Source organism: Vibrio sp. 11986-1-5 (assembly GCF_963878025.1).
Classification (GTDB): Bacteria; Pseudomonadota; Gammaproteobacteria; order Enterobacterales; family Vibrionaceae; genus Vibrio; species Vibrio injensis.
Genome location: NZ_CAWNVW010000001.1, coordinates 64,619 through 83,953 on the forward strand (window position 1 = coordinate 64,619; position 19,335 = coordinate 83,953).

The 19,335-nt window shown below is 45.0% G+C and carries 20 protein-coding genes and 1 pseudogene; 12 read left to right on the forward strand and 9 right to left on the reverse strand.

Annotated elements, in window-relative coordinates; translation table 11 throughout:
• Positions 1-4 precede the first annotated feature (4 nt).
• Positions 5-769, reverse strand: coding sequence for a flagellar motor protein PomA (pomA, locus tag AACS00_RS00300; RefSeq protein WP_004395752.1), 765 nt, complete (start codon positions 767-769; stop codon positions 5-7).
• A gap of 421 nt (positions 770-1,190) precedes the next feature.
• Between pomA and xseB the strand changes: the two genes are divergently transcribed.
• From xseB to dxs, 3 genes are read left to right on the forward strand one after another with little or no spacing between them, the layout of a single operon-like run.
• Positions 1,191-1,433 (forward strand): exodeoxyribonuclease VII small subunit, encoded by a 243-nt coding sequence (xseB, locus tag AACS00_RS00305; RefSeq protein WP_072668958.1) that lies wholly within the window; start codon positions 1,191-1,193, stop codon positions 1,431-1,433.
• 21 nt (positions 1,434-1,454) lie between these two features.
• Positions 1,455-2,339, forward strand: coding sequence for a (2E,6E)-farnesyl diphosphate synthase (gene ispA, locus AACS00_RS00310; RefSeq protein WP_072668679.1), 885 nt, complete (start codon positions 1,455-1,457; stop codon positions 2,337-2,339).
• 20 nt (positions 2,340-2,359) lie between these two features.
• Positions 2,360-4,225 carry a 1-deoxy-D-xylulose-5-phosphate synthase gene (dxs, locus tag AACS00_RS00315; RefSeq protein ID WP_110168122.1) on the forward strand — a complete coding sequence of 622 codons (1,866 nt, stop codon included), beginning with the start codon at positions 2,360-2,362 and terminating at the stop codon, positions 4,223-4,225.
• Between the two features lie 24 nt (positions 4,226-4,249).
• Here the strand turns inward: dxs and truC are convergent, their stop codons facing one another.
• Together truC and AACS00_RS00325 are read right to left on the reverse strand one after the other, a co-directional pair.
• Positions 4,250-4,990 carry a tRNA pseudouridine(65) synthase TruC gene (truC, locus tag AACS00_RS00320; protein ID WP_072668681.1) on the reverse strand — a complete coding sequence of 247 codons (741 nt, stop codon included), beginning with the start codon at positions 4,988-4,990 and terminating at the stop codon, positions 4,250-4,252.
• Positions 4,990-5,304, reverse strand: a complete 315-nt coding sequence (locus tag AACS00_RS00325; RefSeq protein WP_110168123.1) for a YqcC family protein — start codon at positions 5,302-5,304, stop codon at positions 4,990-4,992. Before AACS00_RS00325 ends, truC begins: the two co-directional genes overlap by 1 nt.
• An 82-nt stretch (positions 5,305-5,386) precedes the next feature.
• On the opposite strand from AACS00_RS00325, the gene AACS00_RS00330 reads away from it, so the two are divergent.
• The gene (locus AACS00_RS00330; protein WP_110168124.1) at positions 5,387-6,433 is read left to right on the forward strand and encodes a DUF3549 family protein; all 1,047 of its coding nucleotides are present in this window, start codon (positions 5,387-5,389) and stop codon (positions 6,431-6,433) included.
• Between the two features lie 10 nt (positions 6,434-6,443).
• Positions 6,444-6,746 (forward strand): DUF3301 domain-containing protein, encoded by a 303-nt coding sequence (locus AACS00_RS00335; protein WP_110168125.1) that lies wholly within the window; start codon positions 6,444-6,446, stop codon positions 6,744-6,746.
• Between the two features lie 13 nt (positions 6,747-6,759).
• On the opposite strand, the gene AACS00_RS00340 is transcribed toward AACS00_RS00335, so the two are convergent.
• Positions 6,760-7,272 (reverse strand): GNAT family N-acetyltransferase, encoded by a 513-nt coding sequence (locus AACS00_RS00340; protein WP_110168126.1) that lies wholly within the window; start codon positions 7,270-7,272, stop codon positions 6,760-6,762.
• Between the two features lie 611 nt (positions 7,273-7,883).
• On the opposite strand from AACS00_RS00340, the gene AACS00_RS00345 reads away from it, so the two are divergent.
• The 3 genes from AACS00_RS00345 to AACS00_RS00355 are packed head-to-tail and all read left to right on the forward strand — an operon-like array spanning position 7,884 to position 9,015.
• Positions 7,884-8,237, forward strand: coding sequence for a hypothetical protein (locus AACS00_RS00345; RefSeq protein ID WP_146205780.1), 354 nt, complete (start codon positions 7,884-7,886; stop codon positions 8,235-8,237).
• A gap of 32 nt (positions 8,238-8,269) precedes the next feature.
• Positions 8,270-8,572, forward strand: a complete 303-nt coding sequence (locus tag AACS00_RS00350) for a hypothetical protein (protein ID WP_072668686.1) — start codon at positions 8,270-8,272, stop codon at positions 8,570-8,572.
• Positions 8,569-9,015, forward strand: coding sequence for a YaiI/YqxD family protein (locus tag AACS00_RS00355; protein WP_110168127.1), 447 nt, complete (start codon positions 8,569-8,571; stop codon positions 9,013-9,015). Before AACS00_RS00350 ends, AACS00_RS00355 begins: the two co-directional genes overlap by 4 nt.
• Positions 9,016-9,123: 108 nt before the next feature.
• Here AACS00_RS00355 and AACS00_RS00360 read toward each other — a convergent pair.
• The 3 genes and pseudogenes from AACS00_RS00360 to AACS00_RS00370 form a co-directional block, all read right to left on the reverse strand.
• Positions 9,124-10,713 (reverse strand): annotated as a pseudogene (locus AACS00_RS00360) (AbgT family transporter).
• A gap of 258 nt (positions 10,714-10,971) precedes the next feature.
• On the reverse strand, positions 10,972-11,097 hold the full coding sequence (gene ykgO, locus AACS00_RS00365) for a type B 50S ribosomal protein L36 (RefSeq protein ID WP_072668689.1): 126 nt from the start codon (positions 11,095-11,097) through the stop codon (positions 10,972-10,974).
• 2 nt (positions 11,098-11,099) lie between these two features.
• Positions 11,100-11,354 carry a type B 50S ribosomal protein L31 gene (locus AACS00_RS00370; RefSeq protein ID WP_040904590.1) on the reverse strand — a complete coding sequence of 85 codons (255 nt, stop codon included), beginning with the start codon at positions 11,352-11,354 and terminating at the stop codon, positions 11,100-11,102.
• A 120-nt stretch (positions 11,355-11,474) separates the two neighbouring features.
• Here AACS00_RS00370 and tsaA point away from each other — a divergent pair, with 120 nt between their 5' ends.
• The 4 genes from tsaA to AACS00_RS00390 all read left to right on the forward strand — a co-directional run bounded on the left by tsaA (position 11,475) and on the right by AACS00_RS00390 (position 14,592).
• On the forward strand, positions 11,475-12,161 hold the full coding sequence (gene tsaA, locus AACS00_RS00375) for a tRNA (N6-threonylcarbamoyladenosine(37)-N6)-methyltransferase TrmO (RefSeq protein WP_072668690.1): 687 nt from the start codon (positions 11,475-11,477) through the stop codon (positions 12,159-12,161).
• A 92-nt stretch (positions 12,162-12,253) separates the two neighbouring features.
• Positions 12,254-13,972, forward strand: a complete 1,719-nt coding sequence (locus AACS00_RS00380) for a proline--tRNA ligase (protein WP_072668691.1) — start codon at positions 12,254-12,256, stop codon at positions 13,970-13,972.
• A gap of 222 nt (positions 13,973-14,194) precedes the next feature.
• The gene (locus AACS00_RS00385; RefSeq protein WP_072668692.1) at positions 14,195-14,398 is read left to right on the forward strand and encodes a YaeP family protein; all 204 of its coding nucleotides are present in this window, start codon (positions 14,195-14,197) and stop codon (positions 14,396-14,398) included.
• 2 nt (positions 14,399-14,400) lie between these two features.
• Positions 14,401-14,592 carry a DUF4250 domain-containing protein gene (locus AACS00_RS00390; RefSeq protein WP_072668693.1) on the forward strand — a complete coding sequence of 64 codons (192 nt, stop codon included), beginning with the start codon at positions 14,401-14,403 and terminating at the stop codon, positions 14,590-14,592.
• Between the two features lie 96 nt (positions 14,593-14,688).
• Here the strand turns inward: AACS00_RS00390 and AACS00_RS00395 are convergent, their stop codons facing one another.
• Positions 14,689-14,931 (reverse strand): DUF3622 domain-containing protein, encoded by a 243-nt coding sequence (locus tag AACS00_RS00395; protein WP_072668694.1) that lies wholly within the window; start codon positions 14,929-14,931, stop codon positions 14,689-14,691.
• 245 nt (positions 14,932-15,176) lie between these two features.
• The gene (gene purL, locus AACS00_RS00400; RefSeq protein WP_110168128.1) at positions 15,177-19,073 is read right to left on the reverse strand and encodes a phosphoribosylformylglycinamidine synthase; all 3,897 of its coding nucleotides are present in this window, start codon (positions 19,071-19,073) and stop codon (positions 15,177-15,179) included.
• Between the last annotated feature and the right edge of the window lie 262 nt (positions 19,074-19,335).

A 19,335-nucleotide genomic window follows, 5' to 3' on the forward strand; every position in this document is an offset into this window, starting at 1 on the left:
TCCGCTATTCATTATCGACATCAAGAACTCGCTTACCTTCATTAAGATAATTTTTCAAATACCCGTCGATGACTCGCGGGTTTTGTCCATCTTGAATCGCTAAGACTCCATCCATAATTAAACGTCGATTTAAAGTTTCTTGGCCTCGGCGTAGCGCCAATTTATCGGCGATAGGGAAGAAGATCATGTTCGCCATGATCGCACCATACAACGTCGTCAACAACGCCACTGCCATTGCCGGGCCGATCGCTTTCGGGTCATCCATATTTGATAACATAGCCACTAAGCCTATCAAGGTACCGATCATCCCCATCGCAGGGGCAACATCACCAAAAGCGCGAAAAACACCTGTCCCTAATTCATGGCGCTCATCGGTTAAAACAATGTCTTTTTGTAACGCGGTACGAACCACATCAGCATCGTGTCCATCAACCAATAAGTCGATGCCTTTTTGCATAAATGAGTTAGAGATTTCCATCTCTTCTAACGCTAAGAAACCACCTTTACGCGCTGCATCGGCCATCTCAACGATTTTGGCAATTAAATCTTCTGGCTCTTCCGCTTTAAACATAAAGGCTTTAGCGGCAATTTTGGCCGCACCAAAAAACTGCCCCATGGTAAATTTGACTAACACAACGAAGGTTGAACCACCGACGACGATCAGAACCGATGTGACATCAACAAACATCACAAGGCTACCACCAACGACCATTGCCATCAAAACGAAAGCCAGACCACCAATTAGGCCTACTAGCGTTGCTAAATCCACGAAGCGCTCCTCATGCTTGTCATCTGCATTATTGAGATTACTCTTCTTATCGGCGCAAGAGCAAAATCTTTAACTTATATTATGGTTAAGTTTATACGCAAAACCGACTATCCCCAAGTGCCGCTCTTTGACTCGTTATCGCAAAAAAACATTTTGCTTTCAATAAACTTCTGATTATTGACATAGCATAAGAGGCTAGCTCACTGAGTCAAATGACGCGGAGCTAGCGATAGACAGGCCAAAGATCTTCCCTCTCTGTGATTATTGCCCTGCTAACGACATGGTTATACCTAGCTATTTTTAGATAAGCTTAGCGGTCTGATGAAAAAGCGCCTTATTTATAGCAAATTTGCTTGGTTAAATTTGACCATCTGTACGCCCTAAGGTAACTTTCGTGCATCTTTTTTGAGGCACAATGATTATGGCGAGTAAAAAACCTGAGAATATGTCCTTCGAAGCGACAATCGAAGAACTAGATAACTTAGTTGAACAATTAGAAAGCGGTGATATTGCACTCGACGAAGCATTGAAAAAATTTGAACGCGGTATCGCCTTAGCTCGTAGCGGGCAAGCCAAACTCGATGAAGCAGAACAACGAGTACGCATTCTTCTGAATAATTCAGACGATGCGCCGTTAGCTGAATTCACCGCTGTTCCCGAATAACCAGAGAGTAATACAGATCCTATGATTGAGGCGCTTTCCTCTTTTCAACAGAGAAATAATCAGCAACTAGACGAGTGGTTACATCGTTTACCTTATCAGCATCTTCCTTTGATTGAAGCTATGCGTTACGGTTTATTGCTTGGTGGTAAACGAGCTCGTCCTTACTTGGTCTACATCACCGGACAAATGCTCGGCTGCCAACTGGCTGATCTCGATACTCCAGCTTGTGCTGTCGAATGTATCCACGCTTATTCATTGATTCATGACGATTTACCCGCGATGGACGACGACGACTTACGTCGAGGAAAACCAACCTGTCATATTAAATTTGATGAAGCAACAGCGATTTTAACGGGAGATGCTCTGCAAACTCTCGCCTTTACTATTTTGGCGGAAGGTCAACTCTCTACTCACGGTGAGACCAATCGGATCAAAATGGTTCAAGCTTTAGCCGAAGCGTCTGGTGCTCAGGGAATGTGCTTAGGTCAAGCGTTGGATCTAGCTGCAGAAAATCGCCGTATAACGTTAGATGAATTAGAAACCATTCATCATAATAAAACGGGTGCACTGATGCGTTGTGCCATCCGAATGGGTGCCATGGCTGCAGGTCAAGAGGGATTAGCTATTTTACCGCAACTGGATCGCTATGCGGCAGCGGTAGGCCTCGCCTTTCAAGTGCAAGATGATATTTTAGACATCATCAGCGATACTGAAACATTAGGTAAACCACAAGGTTCAGACCAACAACTGCATAAAAGCACTTATCCAGCCCTACTAGGATTAGAAGGTGCCATGAATAAAGCTCAAGTTCTGCTTGCAGAAGCGCTCGAAGCATTACAAGCGATTCCGTATAATACTGAGCATCTCGAAGAGTTCGCCCGATACGTCATCGAGCGCAAAAACTAACACGATAAGCGCGCATAACTATGACTCTTGATATTTCGAAATATCCAACACTGGCCCTAGCAAATACCCCTGACGAACTGCGTAGCATGCCCAAAGAAATGCTACCTAAGCTTTGTGATGAGTTACGTATCTATTTACTGAATTCAGTCAGTCGCTCTAGCGGTCACTTAGCCTCTGGATTAGGCACGGTAGAACTAACCGTCGCTTTGCATTACGTCTACCAGACCCCTTTTGATAAACTAATTTGGGATGTCGGCCATCAAGCTTATCCCCATAAAATACTCACTGGCCGCCGCGAGCAGATGTCGACCATTCGTCAAAAAGATGGGCTGCATCCTTTTCCTTGGCGAGAAGAGAGCGAGTATGACACCCTCTCTGTTGGTCACTCATCAACCTCTATCAGTGCTGCGCTCGGCGTCGCTATTTGCGCCGCGAAAGAAGCCAAAGGACGTAAAGTCGTCAGTGTGATTGGTGATGGTGCGATCACCGCAGGAATGGCATTTGAAGCCATGAACCACGCAGGCGATGTCGACAGCGATATGCTGGTTATCTTAAATGATAATGAAATGTCGATTTCAGAAAACGTCGGCGCACTCAATAACCATTTGGCGCAATTACTGTCTGGCAGTTTATACACTTCGATACGTGAAGGCGGCAAAAAAGTTTTATCGGGCATTCCACCGATTAAAGAGCTGGTACGACGTACCGAAGAGCATTTAAAAGGTATGGTCGTTCCTGGGACGTTATTTGAAGAATTCGGCTTTAATTATATCGGTCCGATTGACGGCCATGATGTGTTAGAACTGATTAAAACCATCAAAAACATGCGTGAACTGAAAGGTCCGCAGTTTTTGCATGTCATGACCAAAAAAGGCAAAGGCTACGCACCCGCAGAGAAAGACCCGATTGGCTACCATGGGGTTCCCAAGTTTGACCTCACGCATACTAGCCTGCCAAAAAGTACAGACAGTAAACCGACCTACTCGAAAATTTTCGGTGATTTCTTATGTGATATGGCCGCGCAAGATCCTAAATTAATGGCTATCACTCCTGCGATGCGCGAAGGTTCAGGGATGGTTCGTTTCTCTAAAGAGTATCCTAATCAGTATTTTGATGTCGCGATTGCTGAGCAACATGCTGTCACCCTCGCAACAGGAATGGCCATCAGTGGCTATCATCCGATTGTGGCGATTTACTCGACTTTTTTACAGCGCGGTTATGATCAATTGATCCATGATGTCGCGATCATGAATCTACCCGTGATGTTTGCCATTGACCGTGCGGGATTAGTCGGTGCCGATGGTCAAACTCATCAAGGGGCATTTGATTTAAGCTTCTTACGCTGTATTCCCAATTTATTGATCATGGCTCCGGCTGATGAAAATGAATGTCGGCAAATGCTCTATACCGGTCATCAGCATCAAGGTCCTAGTGCCGTGCGTTATCCTCGTGGTACCGGCATGGGCGTGCAGATTGAAACCGATTTCACACCACTGACGATTGGCAAAGGTCGCCTGATCCGTCAAGGAGAAAAAGTGGCAATCCTCAGTTTTGGCACCTTGTTACCTAATGCCTTACAAGCGGCGGAAACCCTTAATGCCACCGTCGCCGATATGCGCTTTGTAAAACCACTTGATGAAGCATTGATCACTGAGTTAGCCAATAGCCATGACGTGCTGGTCACATTGGAAGAAAACGTTATTGCTGGCGGTGCTGGCGCGGCTGTGGTTGAGTATTTGATGGCGAAAAAACTTCTCAAACCAACCTTAAATCTGGGTTTGCCGGATCAATTTATAGCTCAAGGAACGCAAGAAGAGATGCATGCTGAGCTTGGTCTGGATGGTCTAGGAATAGAAACTGCGATTCGTGATTACTTGGCCAAGTAATCAAAGAGAAAAAAGAAAACCTTCTCACTCGAGAAGGTTTTTTTGTTGCGGATCTGACCATGAAAAAGCGTTAAACAGGCGCTGCCAGCTCTCATCAAATCCAGCGCTTAAGGTGAGCATTTGCTCTGTATAAGGATGGATAAAACGTAATTGACTCGCGTGCAACATCAGACGCTGCACTTGATACTGCTCACGGTACAAGCGATTATGTTTACCATCACCATGGGTGGTATCGCCAACAATCGGATGACGTAAATGAGCCATATGGCGCCGTAATTGATGTTTACGGCCGGTCTTCGGTTTCAATTCCATCAAACTGTAGCGGGTGGTGGCAAACTTGCCGGTAGAAAAAGGCACTTCAACGTTGGCTAACGGCTGATAAGCGGTGATCGCCGATTGCGGCTCTTTATCTTGCTGAGCAAATTTATCGGCGATTTTATCCAGCTCTTGTTTAAGTGGATAATCCAAAACACCGGCTTGCTCAATCCAGCCTCGCACCACGGCATGGTAAGTTTTTTCCATTTGTTGACTAGCAAACATTGGCATCAGTATTGAAGCAACTTCACTGGATAACGCAAACACGAGTACGCCAGATGTCGGTCTATCTAAGCGGTGCAAAGGGAAAACATGTTGACCAATTTGATCGCGTAAGGTTTGCATCACAAATTGAGTTTCATGCTTATCCAACCAAGAGCGATGAACAAGCATACCCGCAGGCTTATTGACCGCAACCAGATACGGGTCTTGATAAATGATCTCTAACATTATTGTGCCACTCTATCTATCTCAATTAACACTTCAATCAATGGCTGGTAGCCAGATTGTTCTTTCCACGCTTCAACAAAATAAGGCGTTAACAAAAAACCTTTAGGCAAAGGTTGTTTCGTGTCGAGTAATTGCCACATTCGAGGTAAAAAAATCCATTGTAGCCATTCGTGTGGATGTAATGTATCAATAGCAAACGGCTCTCGACTGAGGAGCTTATCCTCCGTTGGGCAATGTTCTTGCCATAAAGCCGCCGCTTTGAGCTCTGTGGTTAGTTGTTGCAGTAAAACCGGTAAACGTGTTGGATAGATCATCAATGTTTATTTGTTGGGCCTTGAATTTGCGCCAAATGATACCATTTATTAAACAAAGAAAGTTAGGAACAAATAATCCCTTATGCAGCCGATTCATACCCTCACCGATTTACTTAAACAGAGTGAAGTACACTATCAGATTTTTGATCTGGGACGGCGCATCCAACCCGTCGATGCACAACAATTTCACCATGTTGAACAAGCAAGACAACCGTATCCTTACCCGTTGCAGCGTCAAGCTCATCTCGCCATTGTTTATTGGCATCAGAACCAACAACCGTGGATATGGTTTGTAAAATTTACTCTTGATGAACGCGGGTTATTGGCTCAAGCAGAAATAGGCCAATTTCTTAGTTACGTTCTTGAAGCAATGGGATCGCGGCTCACTGGCGAATTAACCGAAGCTCAACAACAAAAGCTGGCTAATAATCCTTATACCTTTAAACCAAGCGAAGAAAAAATGGCGGTCATTCATAGCCAAATTCGCCAGCAGCTTTCATTACCTAGTAGTCAATACTATGAACATGCTCAACATTACTTAACAGGTGATTTAGGATGGGATAACTGGCAAACTGTTGGTCTACAAGGCATTAGCGATATCTGCGCGCGTCTTAATGATAGCAACAATAGTCAGTTAATCATCAACGCACTCGCTCATTTACCTTCGCCTGTCCTTTATGCTCTGCTCGGCTCACTTGAACACAGCTCATTACCCAATGACCTAGCACAGGCTCTCGATGAGAAATTACGAGCTTGCATTACACAACCTGAATGTGACCTATTTTTATTGGCTGCGTTGATCCGAGCACTCTCTGGAGGGACGCCAGATCAGCTAGCTCAATGGATTGATCAAGTGTTGGATAACTGTTCTTTTTGTCACCCAGAAGTGCTGATTGCTATCGCCGGTCGTTGTTGGTCTGCGCTAAAACAAAGCGGGCGTGCTCAACGATTTTTACTGCGCCTAGCACAAAGTGGCGATCAAAACTTATTTAATCAAATTTTTGCTGATTTAGTCATGCTGCCAGAGCTGCGAGTCGTGCTATTACCGCTACTCCATAGCAGCCCATCACCAGAATTAACCCAAGCGTTGGTCAATTTACAGCGTGCCACCAAACCTTCATCGCCATAAAGGAAAGCGAATGATCGATAACCTTATTGGCATTATTCTACTGAGCTTAGTCTGTTATGCATTTTGGCAGCAGCGTCGTCAATCAGAAATAGCTAAACAATGTATAGCACGCCAATGTGCCGCCTTGGATTTACAGCTACTCAGTGTCTCTTTTGGACAGCATAAATGGAAAACGCCAGCTCATCGCTGGCGTTGGCATACGGTCTATTATTTTGAATTCTCGGCACTTGGCGATGATTGCTATCAAGGGCAACTGGTGATGATCGGCTTTACCCCCTCCGGCTTTCATCTGCCACCGCACCGAATGCTTTAGATTTTCAACAAACTCAAAGAGAGTAAGCGGAGAATGAAGAAAATTCGCTTTGGCGTTGCCATTGATACTCATAAAATACGCCAAAAATGTCGTCTTCCGTCCTTATAGACACAAAGCCTAATTTATCCAAAATAGATTGGGCCGCCGAATGCTGAGCGTTCACTTTGGCTATCACCTTATCAAGGTGTAATCGTTGACAAATTTTAGGGAAAAAAGCCTGTAATGCCTCATTAGCAATGCCTTGTCCCCAATAACTTTTATCGAACACAAAACCCAACTCAGCACTCTGCTCATCAAGCTCAACGAACAAATGCCCCATGTATTCACGATTGTAATTGTCCAGTACCGCCATCGCATGTAAGTGAGGGTCATGTAAAATACGTTGAAATTGCTGTCTCGCCGCAGCCACGGTTTTCGGACCATTCATTTGAGCCCGATTTTTAGCACAGCAATTAAGCATCAAAAAATCAGATTCAAACGTCTCGGTATATGGCACTATCAAAGTTCTACGCGTTACAATCGTCACGGACCATCCTTGTATTCAACAATATCAATTCTCTCAATACCAGAAATAGGTAATAAGACAGGGCGCCGCACTCCGCCTCAATTATAATGATGGCATCATCACGACAACCTTGTAACTTTACCGTATAGCGGTATAAACAGCGCTAAGCCACTGCGGAGTTTTCTTGAAGAAGTAGGCGAAAGTAAACCAATCCCAACGATGACGTATTGATCTTGATGTCAATATTCTCAACATCACATTATTATAATTCTCATTATACTCAAATAGTTCGATGTTACCTGTAGCGATATCATAGTTTTCGTGGCTTCATCTGAACTAAGAAAAGCCCCGACACTCATGGTATCGGGGCTTAAGTCTTACTTATAGCAATCCAGCTACTTGTTCGTGCTCCCTGCATCGTCCCTAATAGTAGCGGTACAATCCAGTGACCTTATCCTATGCATCGCCACCCTGGCGGTGTCCTATTCATCCGTGACACCAATCTATCCTGATCAGTTTACTTCACTTGTTCCTTGAGCGGTGTCCTACCTTCATCCTGATGGTGTCCCGACCTATTCCATAGGGTCCTGCTGTCCTTGCCCATCAACCTCATGTCAATGGTCATGTCCTTAATGAGTCCTAATCCTTACGGTAACATTCCCGTTCACCGTCTCATCCTTGAAGCAACATTCCTTGTGTCATTCCTATTCCCTGTCACATCCGCTGCGACAACTATTAATCTATCTACTTTTACCGATGATTCAATCCCTAGTTCATTATTGATATCAACCAAAGAGATTAAAATTAAAAATTTTCCAATACAAAACAATCAATTAAAAAAGGCACATATTAAAATCTCAATAAAATCGCGCTGTTATCGCACATTACAAGTAAGCGATCTCTTACAATCTACTCCCTCTTTTGCTAACGAAAAAGCTAGACGGACAGAAGATAAAACTCAACACGCCGCTCTCATTTATGGGTAAGATAGGCCCTATCGATTGCACAAGGACAGATTATGCTCAGTAAAGATTTATCACATGAATTGCAGGCTATTTTCACTCATTTACAACAACAAGGAAAAGAGCCAACGGTTGCTCTGGTGAAATCTCGCCTTAGCACATCTCTCCCCATGCCTGCGATTATTGCGGCAATAAAAAGTTGGAAACAAACCCAGCGAGCTCCAAAGGTTGAAACCAATAAAACGCCGCCATTGACCGACCAACAACGTATTACCCAACTTGAACAGCAACTCGCGCGGCTGATCACCAAAGTTGATCAGTTAGAAGCAGCCCTGAACCATCAGAAGGAATCAAAATGAAAATTTGGGTCGATGCCGACGCTTGTCCAAAAGTGATAAGAGAAACACTGATCAGAGCCGCTGAACGCACGGGAGTAGAATGCACGTTTGTTGCCAATCATCAAATACCACTCCCTAAACGCAGTAATATCATCGCATTACAAGTGCCTAGTGGGTTTGATATTGCTGATAATGAAATTGTTAAGCGGGTAGAAAAAGGCGATTTAGTGATCACCTCAGACATACCATTGGCCGATGAAGTGATCACTAAAGGTGCATTAGCACTGAGTTCACGAGGAGAGCTTTTTACCACCGAAACCATTAAAGCCAGACTGAACATACGAGATTTTCTCGATACCATGCGCTCAAGCGGTATTCAAACGGGTGGTCCCAATGCGTTATCTCAAACCGAGCGACGTGAATTCGCTAACTATCTCGATCGCTGGTTGACTCGCCGACGCTAAACGTTATCAGATAATCTTTCGCTTCACTTAGGATCAAAAAACGCCGCTGCCATTTTCATCATCGCAGCGGCGTTAACCTACTCTAAGCTTGAACTAAACCAAACTAGCTTAAGGAATGTAGTAGGTTGCGGCGCCCGGCCCTACCGGCATACCCAGCACAAACACCCATACAAAGAACAGCAAACTCCAACCTAATGTAAAGACAATAGTGTAAGGAATCATGACTGCAATCAAGGTGCCAATGCCTAGATTTTTAATGTATCGACTCGCAATCGCTAGTATCAAACCAAAATAACTCATCATCGGGGTAATAATATTGGTCACAGAGTCACCAATACGGTACGCCGCCTGAATCGTCTCCGGCGCATAGCCAACAAGCATCAACATAGGCACAAAAATAGGAGCCGTTACTGCCCATTGTGCTGAAGCTGAACCGATCATCAGGTTAATAAATCCACACATCAGAATAAAAGCAAAAAACAGCATTGGTCCAGTCAAACCAATAGTTTGCAAAAAGGAAGCACCACCGACAGCAAACACTTGACCAAAGTTAGTCCAGCTAAAAAATGCTACAAACTAGGCAGCAAAGAAAACTAATACGATGTACATCCCCATTGAAGACATGGATTTTGCCATCGCATCAATCACATCGCGATCGTTTTTCATCGTACCAACGACTTTACCGTAGACAAAGCCAGGGACAGCAAAGAACACAAAGATGAAAGCGACGATGCTGCGTAAGAACGGGGAACCAGCAACTAGTCCAGTTTCAGGATGACGCAATACGCCATTTTCCGGCACAATCGTCCAAGCCAATAAACCACAAACAACCAAGGTTGCTAAACCAGCAAACTTAAGACCTTTTTTCTCAATATCTGTCAAAAAGCCCATTTTATCTTGTGATAGATCATCGCCCGCTTCAGCCACATCATACTTACCGAGTTTAGGCTCAACAATTTTTTCCGTTACCCAAGCACCGGCAATCGCAATAAAGAAGGTGGAAACGGCCATAAAGTACCAGTTAACCTCTGGACCCACGATGTATTCAGGATCCAAAATTCTCGCCGCCGTCTCCGTAATCCCAGAAAGCAGCGGATCGACCGTACCAATGAGTAGGTTGGCAGAATAACCACCAGAAACACCCGCAAACGCAGCCGCTAAGCCTGCTAAAGGATGACGCCCCAATGAATGGAACAGCATGGCGGCAAGTGGAATAAGCACCACATAACCCAGTTCACCCGCCGTGTTGGACATGATACCAGCGAACACCACAGTAAAAGTGACCATGCGTTGTGAAGCGCCCATCACCATGCCACGGATCGCAGCAGACAGCAGGCCAGAATGCTCAGCAATCGATACCCCTAACATGGCAACCAACACCGTGCCCAAAGGAGCAAAACCGGTAAAGTTAGTGACAAGATTGGTCACAATGCGCTGTAAACCATCGCCATTAAGTAGGCTGACCACATGGATCATACCATCAGCAGCCCGGCCCCTTGCTCCTTCTGGTCGAGGATCGACAACGGATACTTCAAAATAACCCGCAATACCTGAGGCGACTAAAATTGTCACGCAAAAAATGGCAAACAGTGTGATGGGATGAGGTAATAAATTCCCTAAATATTCCACAGCATCTAAAAATCGCGTAAAGCGTGGTTTTTTCGGTGCTGGTTGATTAATCGAAGCAGATGAACTCATCTGTTCCCTCCTTGTTATTATTCCTATGCATATGTGACAGAAATGTCAAAAGCGAGCGCAGGTTACTTGAGGAGACGAATAAGTAAAAATTGAAGATGTTACTAAATGTAAAAATAAGTCTTATTTTTAACCAATTTTAAACAAAAAATCAGATGATTAATCGGTAAATCAATCATCTGATGAGTCATTACTGTGTTACGTGTTTTGTGATCGAATCTAAGCAACACTCCCTAGCTACTCATGGCCCAATCCAATTTTTCAACGCTGCACGGCTTTAAAACGCGGATTGCTCTTACAAATCACATACAAACGGCCCCGTCTTTTGACAATTTGGCAATCAGGATGACGTGATTTTGCGCTTTTTAATGAACTTAAAACTTTCATGCTTATTCCTTAGTAAATTGAGCAAAACGACGATTAAAGTTAGCCACACGTCCCTCTTTTTGAATCACACGCTGTTTACCCGTGTAGTAAGGATGCGACTCTGCTGACACTTCGACCGTAAAATAAGGGTAAGTTTTGCCATCTTGCCACTCGATCGTGCGATCGGTTTTTAATGTCGAACCAATCATAAAATATTTATCAACACTGGTATCATGAAACACTACTGGTCGATATTCAGGATGAATTCCTGCTTTCATAGCACACTCCAAAAAAATGATACATTATAACATATCAATTAATAATCATTATCAACTAAAAATGCAAGTAAAAAATGTGCTATGTTGGGATATCTCATACCCATTATTCTGCGTTAGGTTATGTATACAATTGATCCTATTGGTATTATTGAAAGTCCTTACCAAGAAAAATTTGCCGTCCCCCGTCAGCCTCGCTTAGTCCCTGCCGCCACCGCTCGTTTAAAGCTGCTCGGGAATGCGAATACTCCTGAAGCCGTGCGTGGCATTGAACAATTTTCTCATCTCTGGCTACTGTTTTTGTTCGATAAAAATTTAGCTGCGGGCTGGAAACCAACGGTAAGACCACCTCGCCTTGGTGGCAATGAACGGGTTGGGGTCTTTGCCTCCCGCTCAACCTTTCGCCCGAATGGCATCGGTATGTCTGCCGTTGAATTAAAAGGGATAACCAAACAAGGTGAGCAATTATTTCTTGAATTAGGCAGTGTCGATTTAGTCAATCAAACGCCGGTGATTGATATTAAGCCTTATATTCCTTACTCCGATGCGATTCCACAAGCAACAGGAGGCTATGCCGATCATGAACCAGAGCGCTTGCTTGTCGTCTTCGCTCCTCAAGTACCACTCAACCAACTCACGAACCACCATGAGCAACAAGTGATTGAGCAGGTTTTAGCGCAAGATCCACGTCCTGCCTACAAGAAAAACCAGCTGGATAATAAGGAATATGCGGTCAATTTATTCAATTTGAATGTGAAATTTACCGTTCACGATAAGTTAGTGACAGTAACAAGCATTGAACGCTTTTGACAAAGCCGATTGGCTGATATTATACAAGGCTTAATTTTACGCCCTCATAATGATGAGGGGCTTTTCAATCATGATGAAACGGATACCATAGAATGCGTACCAGTCAATATCTTCTTTCTACTCTGAAGGAGACTCCAAACGACGCTGAAGTCGTGAGCCACCAGCTCATGTTACGTGCAGGTATGATCCGTAAGCTGGCTTCAGGTCTTTATACTTGGCTACCTACTGGTCTGCGTGTACTGCGTAAAGTCGAAAACATCGTTCGTCAAGAGATCGATAACGCCGGTGCGATTGAAACCTTGATGCCCGTTGTCCAGCCGTTTGAACTGTGGGAAGAGACCGGCCGCTCAGAAAAAATGGGCCCGGAACTACTTCGCTTTACTGACCGCCATACTCGTCCGTTTGTTCTGAGCCCAACGGCTGAAGAAGTAATCACTAGCCTCGTTCGTAACGAAGTTAGCTCTTACAAACAATTACCGCTTAATCTGTACCAGATTCAAACCAAATTCCGTGATGAACGTCGTCCTCGTTTTGGGGTAATGCGTGCCCGTGAATTTTCTATGATGGATGCATACAGCTTTGATATCGATAAAGCCGGTCTTGAGAAATCCTATCAAGCAATGCACGACGCTTACTGTAAAGCCTTCGATCGTATGGGCCTTGATTACCGTCCCGTATTAGCCGATACCGGCGCAATTGGTGGTAATGGTTCGCATGAATTCCATGTGCTGGCTGAAAGTGGTGAGGACATTATTGCTTTCTCTACTGAGTCAGATTACGCAGCCAACATTGAAAAAGCGGAAGCGGTAGCGCCAGCGATCGAGCGTCCAGCTCCAACGCAAGAAATGACGCTGGTTGATACGCCGAATGCCAAAACTATTGCCGAATTAGTGGAACAACACGGTTTAGCGATTGAAAAAACCGTCAAGACCCTATTTGTTAAAGCTTCTGATCAGATTGAAGCGCCAATTATTGCCCTTATCATTCGTGGCGATCACGAACTTAACGAAATTAAAGCTGAAAACCTAATCGAAGTGGCATCACCACTCGAAATGGCCAGTGAAGATGAAATCCGCGCCCTAATTGGTGCAGGTCCTGGCTCTCTTGGGCCTGTCGGTCTAAAACTACCGTTCATCGTTGATCGCACTGTAGCGCTCATGAGTGACTTTGGCGCGGGTGCCAACATTGATGATAAACACTACTTCGGTATCAACTGGGGCCGTGATGTTGAACTAGGACCAATCGCAGACCTACGTAATGTAGTAGAAGGCGACCCAAGCCCATGTGGTAAAGGCACTTTAATGCTGAAACGTGGTATCGAAGTAGGACATATCTTCCAGTTAGGGACTAACTACTCTGAGAAAATGAATTGTGGCGTACTCGATTCCAATGGTAAACACACGATTCTAGAAATGGGTTGCTATGGTATTGGTGTTTCTCGGGTTGTCGCTTCAGCCATCGAGCAAAACCATGACAAGTACGGCATTATCTGGCCAGATGCATTAGCGCCGTTCCAAGTCGCGATTGTACCGATGAATATGCATAAATCAGAGCGAGTTCAACAAGCGGCAGAGCAACTGTACGCTGAGTTAACCGCTGCTGGGATTGAAGTCTTGTTTGATGATCGCAAAGAGCGTCCGGGTGTGATGTTCTCCGATATGGAGCTAATTGGCATTCCGCATACGATTATTATCGGTGATCGCAGTATGGATGAAGGCAACTTTGAGTATAAACATCGCCGTAGCGGTGAAAAGTCTGCCGTACCAATGGCCAACATCGTCAGCTTTATTCAAGACCAATTGACGGTTTAAGTGCAAATCAACGATTAAATCAACCAAAGTGAACCCGATAGCAACACAATTTGGGATACTTAATATTGAGGCTGCTTAATTGCAGCCTTTTGTTTATTGCGCCTTCGAAGGCAATACCTATTATCGGCGGCTTCACATTCGAGAGACAGAGAATGGTTTTGTTTTCTGCGCACTCACTGTGTATGATTGCGAGCAGTTATCATCTATCGATAGGAAAACCAGATGCGAGTTTACGATTGTTGTGATTTAGTTCGCGAGCTGTACGCACAGATTGGCAGTGGCGATCAAGGTTATATCCCTAAAGCCATCTCCTGCGCAGTAAAAACTTTAAATGATATTGCCGCCGATCCGATGTTGCCTAAAGAGACTCAAGAAAAAGCCGCTTTTGCTGCTGCCAATTTGCTCATTTCTGATTTTGAGGACTAAGCATGATGCTCGACAATTTTGCAAACATGGATCCCATCATGCTGATGAGTATCGTCAACATGAAGCTCCGTGATGAATTTTCTGGTGATCTTGATAAATTGAGTGATCATTTTGCTATTGATCGTCAGGCATTAGAAACTCGCTTAGCCAATGCGGGGTTTGAATTTTTACCTGAGGTTGGGCAGTTTCGCTGATGATGATTGCTTGATTTGAAGCATGATTTGGTTGCACGATCTAACATAAAAGCCCACCTATCACAGTGGGCTTTTATCATCCAACAAGTTAACGTATTAGTCTTGTTTATCTTGTTTTTCTTTTCTGGCTACGGCTTTGCGTTCATTACGCTTAGCTTGGTTTTCAATAAAACCGATCAACTCTTTTTCAGCCCAAGCTTGTGCTTGTGCTTCGCTTTCAAACCCCATTTCGCGCTTTGAAACGACGGTACGACGGGAGGTAACTTGACGAACAATTTCTGCCGCCCAGCCATTATTCTTTTCGGTCACTTTAATCGTGAATTTTTTACTGTCTGACATTTTCATTTTCCTAAGGGAAGAAGAAGGGATTACTCATCAACGTTAATCGCGCTTAGAGCCGACGGGCTCAGCCGCTGAATATATTGAACACCATCCCTTGGTAAGCGCGGCATTAGAGCACAAATTTCACTATTTTTCCGCTTTTTTTGCAAAATTTTACGCTCATTCGATAGCATCAAGCCGCAGAGGAACCGCGGCTTGATGAGATATTAAGGAGCGAACCTCGCTCCGTTTAAAGAGGGGACTTAACCGAGGTTTTTACGCGCATTTTGGAACATACGCATCCAAGGACCATTTTCTCCCCAATGATCAGGATGCCATGAGTTGGCAACGGTACGGAATACTCGCTCAGGATGCGGCATCATGATCGTCACTCGGCCATCTTGAGTCGTTAAGCCAGTAATCGCATTAGGCGAACCATTAGGGTTATTTGGGTATTGTTGAGTCGCTTGACCATGATTATCCACAAAGCGCAGCGCAACGGTACCAGATTGCTCTATCGCATCTAAATGATGGCTATCACGCACTTCTACTCGGCCTTCACCGTGAGAAACGACAATCGGCATCCGTGACCCTACCATCTGATCAAAAAACAGTGACGGTGACGGTTGAATTTCCACCAAACTAAAACGTGCCTCAAAGCGCTCAGATTCATTGCGAACAAACCGTGGCCACAATTCAGCGCCCGGAATCAAGGTTTTCAAATTAGACAGCATTTGACAACCATTACAGACACCAAGTGAAAAGGTATCTTGACGCTGGAAGAATCGCTCAAACTGCTCACGTGCTTGGGGGTTAAACAAGACCGACTTGGCCCACCCCTCACCAGCGCCTAGCACATCTCCGTAAGAGAAGCCGCCACAAGCGACCAAACCATGGTACTCATCAAGAGCAACTTGCCCCGTTAAAATATCACTCATGTGGATATCAACGGCATTAAAGCCAGCGCGATCAAAAGCAGCGGCCATTTCCACATGCGAGTTGACGCCTTGCTCACGCAAGATAGCCATATTGGGTTTGCTTCCCTTCGCAATATACGGTGCCGCTATGTCTTGTTGGACATCAAACGTTAACTCGGCATGTAAACCTGGATCAAGGTTATCTTGCTTAGCCGCAAACTCTTGATCAGCGCAGCGTGGGTTATCACGCAATGCCTGCATTTTATGGGTCATTTCTGCCCAAATAGTGCGTAGTTGGGTGCGGTTACGTTCAACCACGACTTGCTGATCGGAAGTAATACGTAGAGTATCCGAGTCCGTTACCGTACCAATCACATGGCAACAGGCTTGTAATCCATGATTCGCTAAGGTGGTCAATACTGAATCCAGATCGTCATTGCGTATCTGTAATACTGCCCCAAGTTCCTCATTAAACAGAATCGCTAAGTTGTCATCCCCTAATGGCGCAATATTGGCTTCAATACCACAATGCCCAGCAAAGGCCATTTCTGCTAGCGTAACCAGTAAACCACCATCGCCCTTATCGTGATAAGCAAGTACTTGTTGCTGGGCGACCAGCGTTTGAACCGCGTTATAAAAACCTTTTAACTGCGCAGCGTTATCAACATCTGCAGGCTTATCGCCTAGCTGCTTGTAAACTTGAGCCAGCGCTGTTGCACCAAGGCGATTTTTACCATTGCCCAAATCAATCAGAACTAAGCTTGTTTCACCTTTATCGGTTCTCAACTGAGGAGTGATGGTTTTGCGCACATCTTCCACCCGAGCAAAAGCGGTAATCACTAGCGATAATGGTGACGTCACCGATTGAGATTGTCCCTGCTCATCTTGCCATTGGGTTTTCATTGACATGGAGTCTTTACCGACGGGAATGGTTAATCCCAATGCAGGACAGAGTTCTTCACCGACCGCTTTCACTGCAACGTAAAGCCCGGCATCCTCACCGGGATGCCCTGCTGGCGACATCCAGTTAGCAGACAGCTTAATATGTTTAATATCACCAATATGTGTGGCGGCAATGTTGGTGATCGCTTCACCAACCGCCAAGCGTGCAGAGGCAGCAAAATCGAGCAACGCAACTGGCGTACGCTCGCCCATGGACATCGCTTCACCATGATAAGTGTCGTAACTGGCCGCGGTTACTGCACAGTTTGCTACTGGTACCTGCCAAGGACCCACCATCTGATCACGCGCTACCAGCCCAGTGACTGAACGATCACCAATGGTGATTAAGAAGGTCTTCTCTGCGACCGCAGGCAGACGTAGGACACGATTAATAGCGTCATTCATCTCAATATTAGAGCGGTCTAAAGCCGGACTTTGTACTTGTTGTGTAGTGGCTTGACGATGCATTTTCGGTGGTTTGCCCAGCAAAATATCCATCGGCATATCAATCGGTGTATTATCGAAATGGCTATCTTCAAGGGTTAAATGGCGCTCTTGAGTCGCTTCGCCAACCACCGCATAAGGGGCGCGTTCACGTTTACAAATCGCCTCAAACACTGGCATGTTTTCTGGAGCAACCGCTAACACGTAACGTTCTTGAGATTCATTACACCAGATTTCTAGTGGACTCATCCCTGGTTCATCGTTGGGCACATCACGAAGTTGGAATTTACCGCCGCGATCACCATCATTGACTAACTCAGGAAGGGCATTAGAAATCCCCCCCGCCCCAACATCATGAATAAAGGCAATCGGGTTAGCGTCCCCCATTTGCCAACAGCGGTCGATAACCTCTTGGCAGCGACGTTCCATTTCCGGATTTTCACGTTGTACAGAAGCAAAATCCAAATCTTCTGCTGATTGACCCGATGCCATAGAGGATGCCGCACCACCACCAAGTCCAATATTCATCGCTGGGCCACCCAGCACAATTAACTGCGCACCAACAGGGATCACTTTTTTCTGCACATGATCTGCGCGAATATTGCCCATCCCACCAGCGATCATAATCGGTTTATGGTAACCACGAACCTCTTGTCCCGCATGTGAGATCACTTGCTCTTCATAGGTTCGGAAATAGCCCAATAAGTTAGGACGACCAAACTCATTATTAAACGCCGCGCCGCCTAGCGGGCCTTCGAGCATAATGTCTAACGCGGTGACAATCCGACTTGGCTTACCAAAATCACTTTCCCACGGTTGAACAAACCCAGGAATACGTAGGTTAGATACACTAAAACCAACCAATCCAGCCTTCGGTTTACCACCGATGCCTGTTGCGCCTTCATCACGGATCTCACCGCCCGACCCCGTTGCCGCACCCGGCCATGGTGAAATAGCCGTTGGGTGGTTATGCGTTTCGACTTTCATCAAGATATGGGCATCTTCATGATGATAAGTGTATTGACGAGAATCGGGATCAGGGAAGAAACGACCAACTTTAGACCCCGTCATAACGGCAGCGTTATCTTTATAAGCAGAAAGGACGTGATCAGGGGTAACTTCAAAGGTATTTTTGATCATCTTGAACAGCGACTTTGGTTGTTCTACACCATCAATGGTCCAATCGGCATTAAAGATTTTATGGCGACAATGTTCAGAGTTAGCTTGCGCAAACATCATTAGTTCAATGTCATTCGGGTTACGACCTAAACGAGTAAAACTCTCGACTAAATAGTCAATTTCATCTTCGGCTAATGCCAAACCAAGGGAAACGTTTGCTTGTTCAAGCGCAGAGCGGCCGCCAGTGAGGATATCAACTTGTGACAACGGTGCTGGTTCAGCGACAGTAAACAAGGCTCTCGCCGACTCTAAATCACTGAATACCACTTCCATCATCCGATCATGAAGTAAGTGACTTAGTTCAGTTTTTTGAGCCTCAGTCAGTGGGCTCTGACTATCAATATAATAAGCCGTGCCACGCTCTAAGCGCTTAATTTTGCCTAAACCACAATTGTGAGCAATGTCAGTGGCTTTAGAAGACCAAGGAGAGATGGTGCCTGGACGTGGCGTAACTAACAACAGTAGACCTTGTGGCTGGTGCTCTTGAATTGTTGGGCCGTAAGTGAGTAATTGTTGCAATTTACTCTGTTCTGCGCTGTCGAGTTGAGCATTAAGATCAGCAAAATGCATAAACTCAGCGTAGATACCAGTGATTGGTAGGTTTTGTTGACGACACGTTTCGAGCAGTTTTTGAATCCGAAATTCAGAAAGCGCTGGGGAGCCACGCAAAATTCTCATGAGCTTAGGTCTCTATATACAAGTGATTAAGATGAAATTGGGATAAGTTCATTAGATAACAAATGGTTATCTATGAATGGATAAACAAATACCAATGTCGACTCATTACTGCGAGGGCATTATAGAGGATTTCTTTTTGTGACGTAACACCAAAAGCAACCGTTTGCGCCATTTTTTCGTATATTTTGCACTAGCCCTCATTCGGCCGTCGACAAGGCTGATCAATAAGTCTAGAGAAATAAGAATGTTAAGTTCCTATTCT

Excerpts from the sequence above, each read along its gene's own strand:
- AACS00_RS00350 (WP_072668686.1), top strand. The coding sequence starts at position 8,270 with ATGCTCAGTAAAGATTTATCACATGAATTGCAGGCTATTTTCACTCAT.
- tsaA (WP_072668690.1), top strand. The coding sequence starts at position 11,475 with ATGTATACAATTGATCCTATTGGTATTATTGAAAGTCCTTACCAAGAA.
- ykgO (WP_072668689.1), bottom strand. The coding sequence starts at position 11,097 with ATGAAAGTTTTAAGTTCATTAAAAAGCGCAAAATCACGTCATCCTGAT.
- AACS00_RS00355 (WP_110168127.1), top strand. The coding sequence starts at position 8,569 with ATGAAAATTTGGGTCGATGCCGACGCTTGTCCAAAAGTGATAAGAGAA.
- AACS00_RS00385 (WP_072668692.1), top strand. The coding sequence starts at position 14,195 with ATGCGAGTTTACGATTGTTGTGATTTAGTTCGCGAGCTGTACGCACAG.
- AACS00_RS00395 (WP_072668694.1), bottom strand. The coding sequence starts at position 14,931 with ATGTCAGACAGTAAAAAATTCACGATTAAAGTGACCGAAAAGAATAAT.
- AACS00_RS00390 (WP_072668693.1), top strand. The coding sequence starts at position 14,401 with ATGATGCTCGACAATTTTGCAAACATGGATCCCATCATGCTGATGAGT.
- AACS00_RS00345 (WP_146205780.1), top strand. The coding sequence starts at position 7,884 with ATGAGTCCTAATCCTTACGGTAACATTCCCGTTCACCGTCTCATCCTT.
- truC (WP_072668681.1), bottom strand. The coding sequence starts at position 4,990 with ATGTTAGAGATCATTTATCAAGACCCGTATCTGGTTGCGGTCAATAAG.
- dxs (WP_110168122.1), top strand. The coding sequence starts at position 2,360 with ATGACTCTTGATATTTCGAAATATCCAACACTGGCCCTAGCAAATACC.
- AACS00_RS00325 (WP_110168123.1), bottom strand. The coding sequence starts at position 5,304 with ATGATCTATCCAACACGTTTACCGGTTTTACTGCAACAACTAACCACA.
- purL (WP_110168128.1), bottom strand. The coding sequence starts at position 19,073 with ATGAGAATTTTGCGTGGCTCCCCAGCGCTTTCTGAATTTCGGATTCAA.
- xseB (WP_072668958.1), top strand. The coding sequence starts at position 1,191 with ATGGCGAGTAAAAAACCTGAGAATATGTCCTTCGAAGCGACAATCGAA.
- AACS00_RS00380 (WP_072668691.1), top strand. The coding sequence starts at position 12,254 with ATGCGTACCAGTCAATATCTTCTTTCTACTCTGAAGGAGACTCCAAAC.
- AACS00_RS00335 (WP_110168125.1), top strand. The coding sequence starts at position 6,444 with ATGATCGATAACCTTATTGGCATTATTCTACTGAGCTTAGTCTGTTAT.
- AACS00_RS00370 (WP_040904590.1), bottom strand. The coding sequence starts at position 11,354 with ATGAAAGCAGGAATTCATCCTGAATATCGACCAGTAGTGTTTCATGAT.
- AACS00_RS00330 (WP_110168124.1), top strand. The coding sequence starts at position 5,387 with ATGCAGCCGATTCATACCCTCACCGATTTACTTAAACAGAGTGAAGTA.
- ispA (WP_072668679.1), top strand. The coding sequence starts at position 1,455 with ATGATTGAGGCGCTTTCCTCTTTTCAACAGAGAAATAATCAGCAACTA.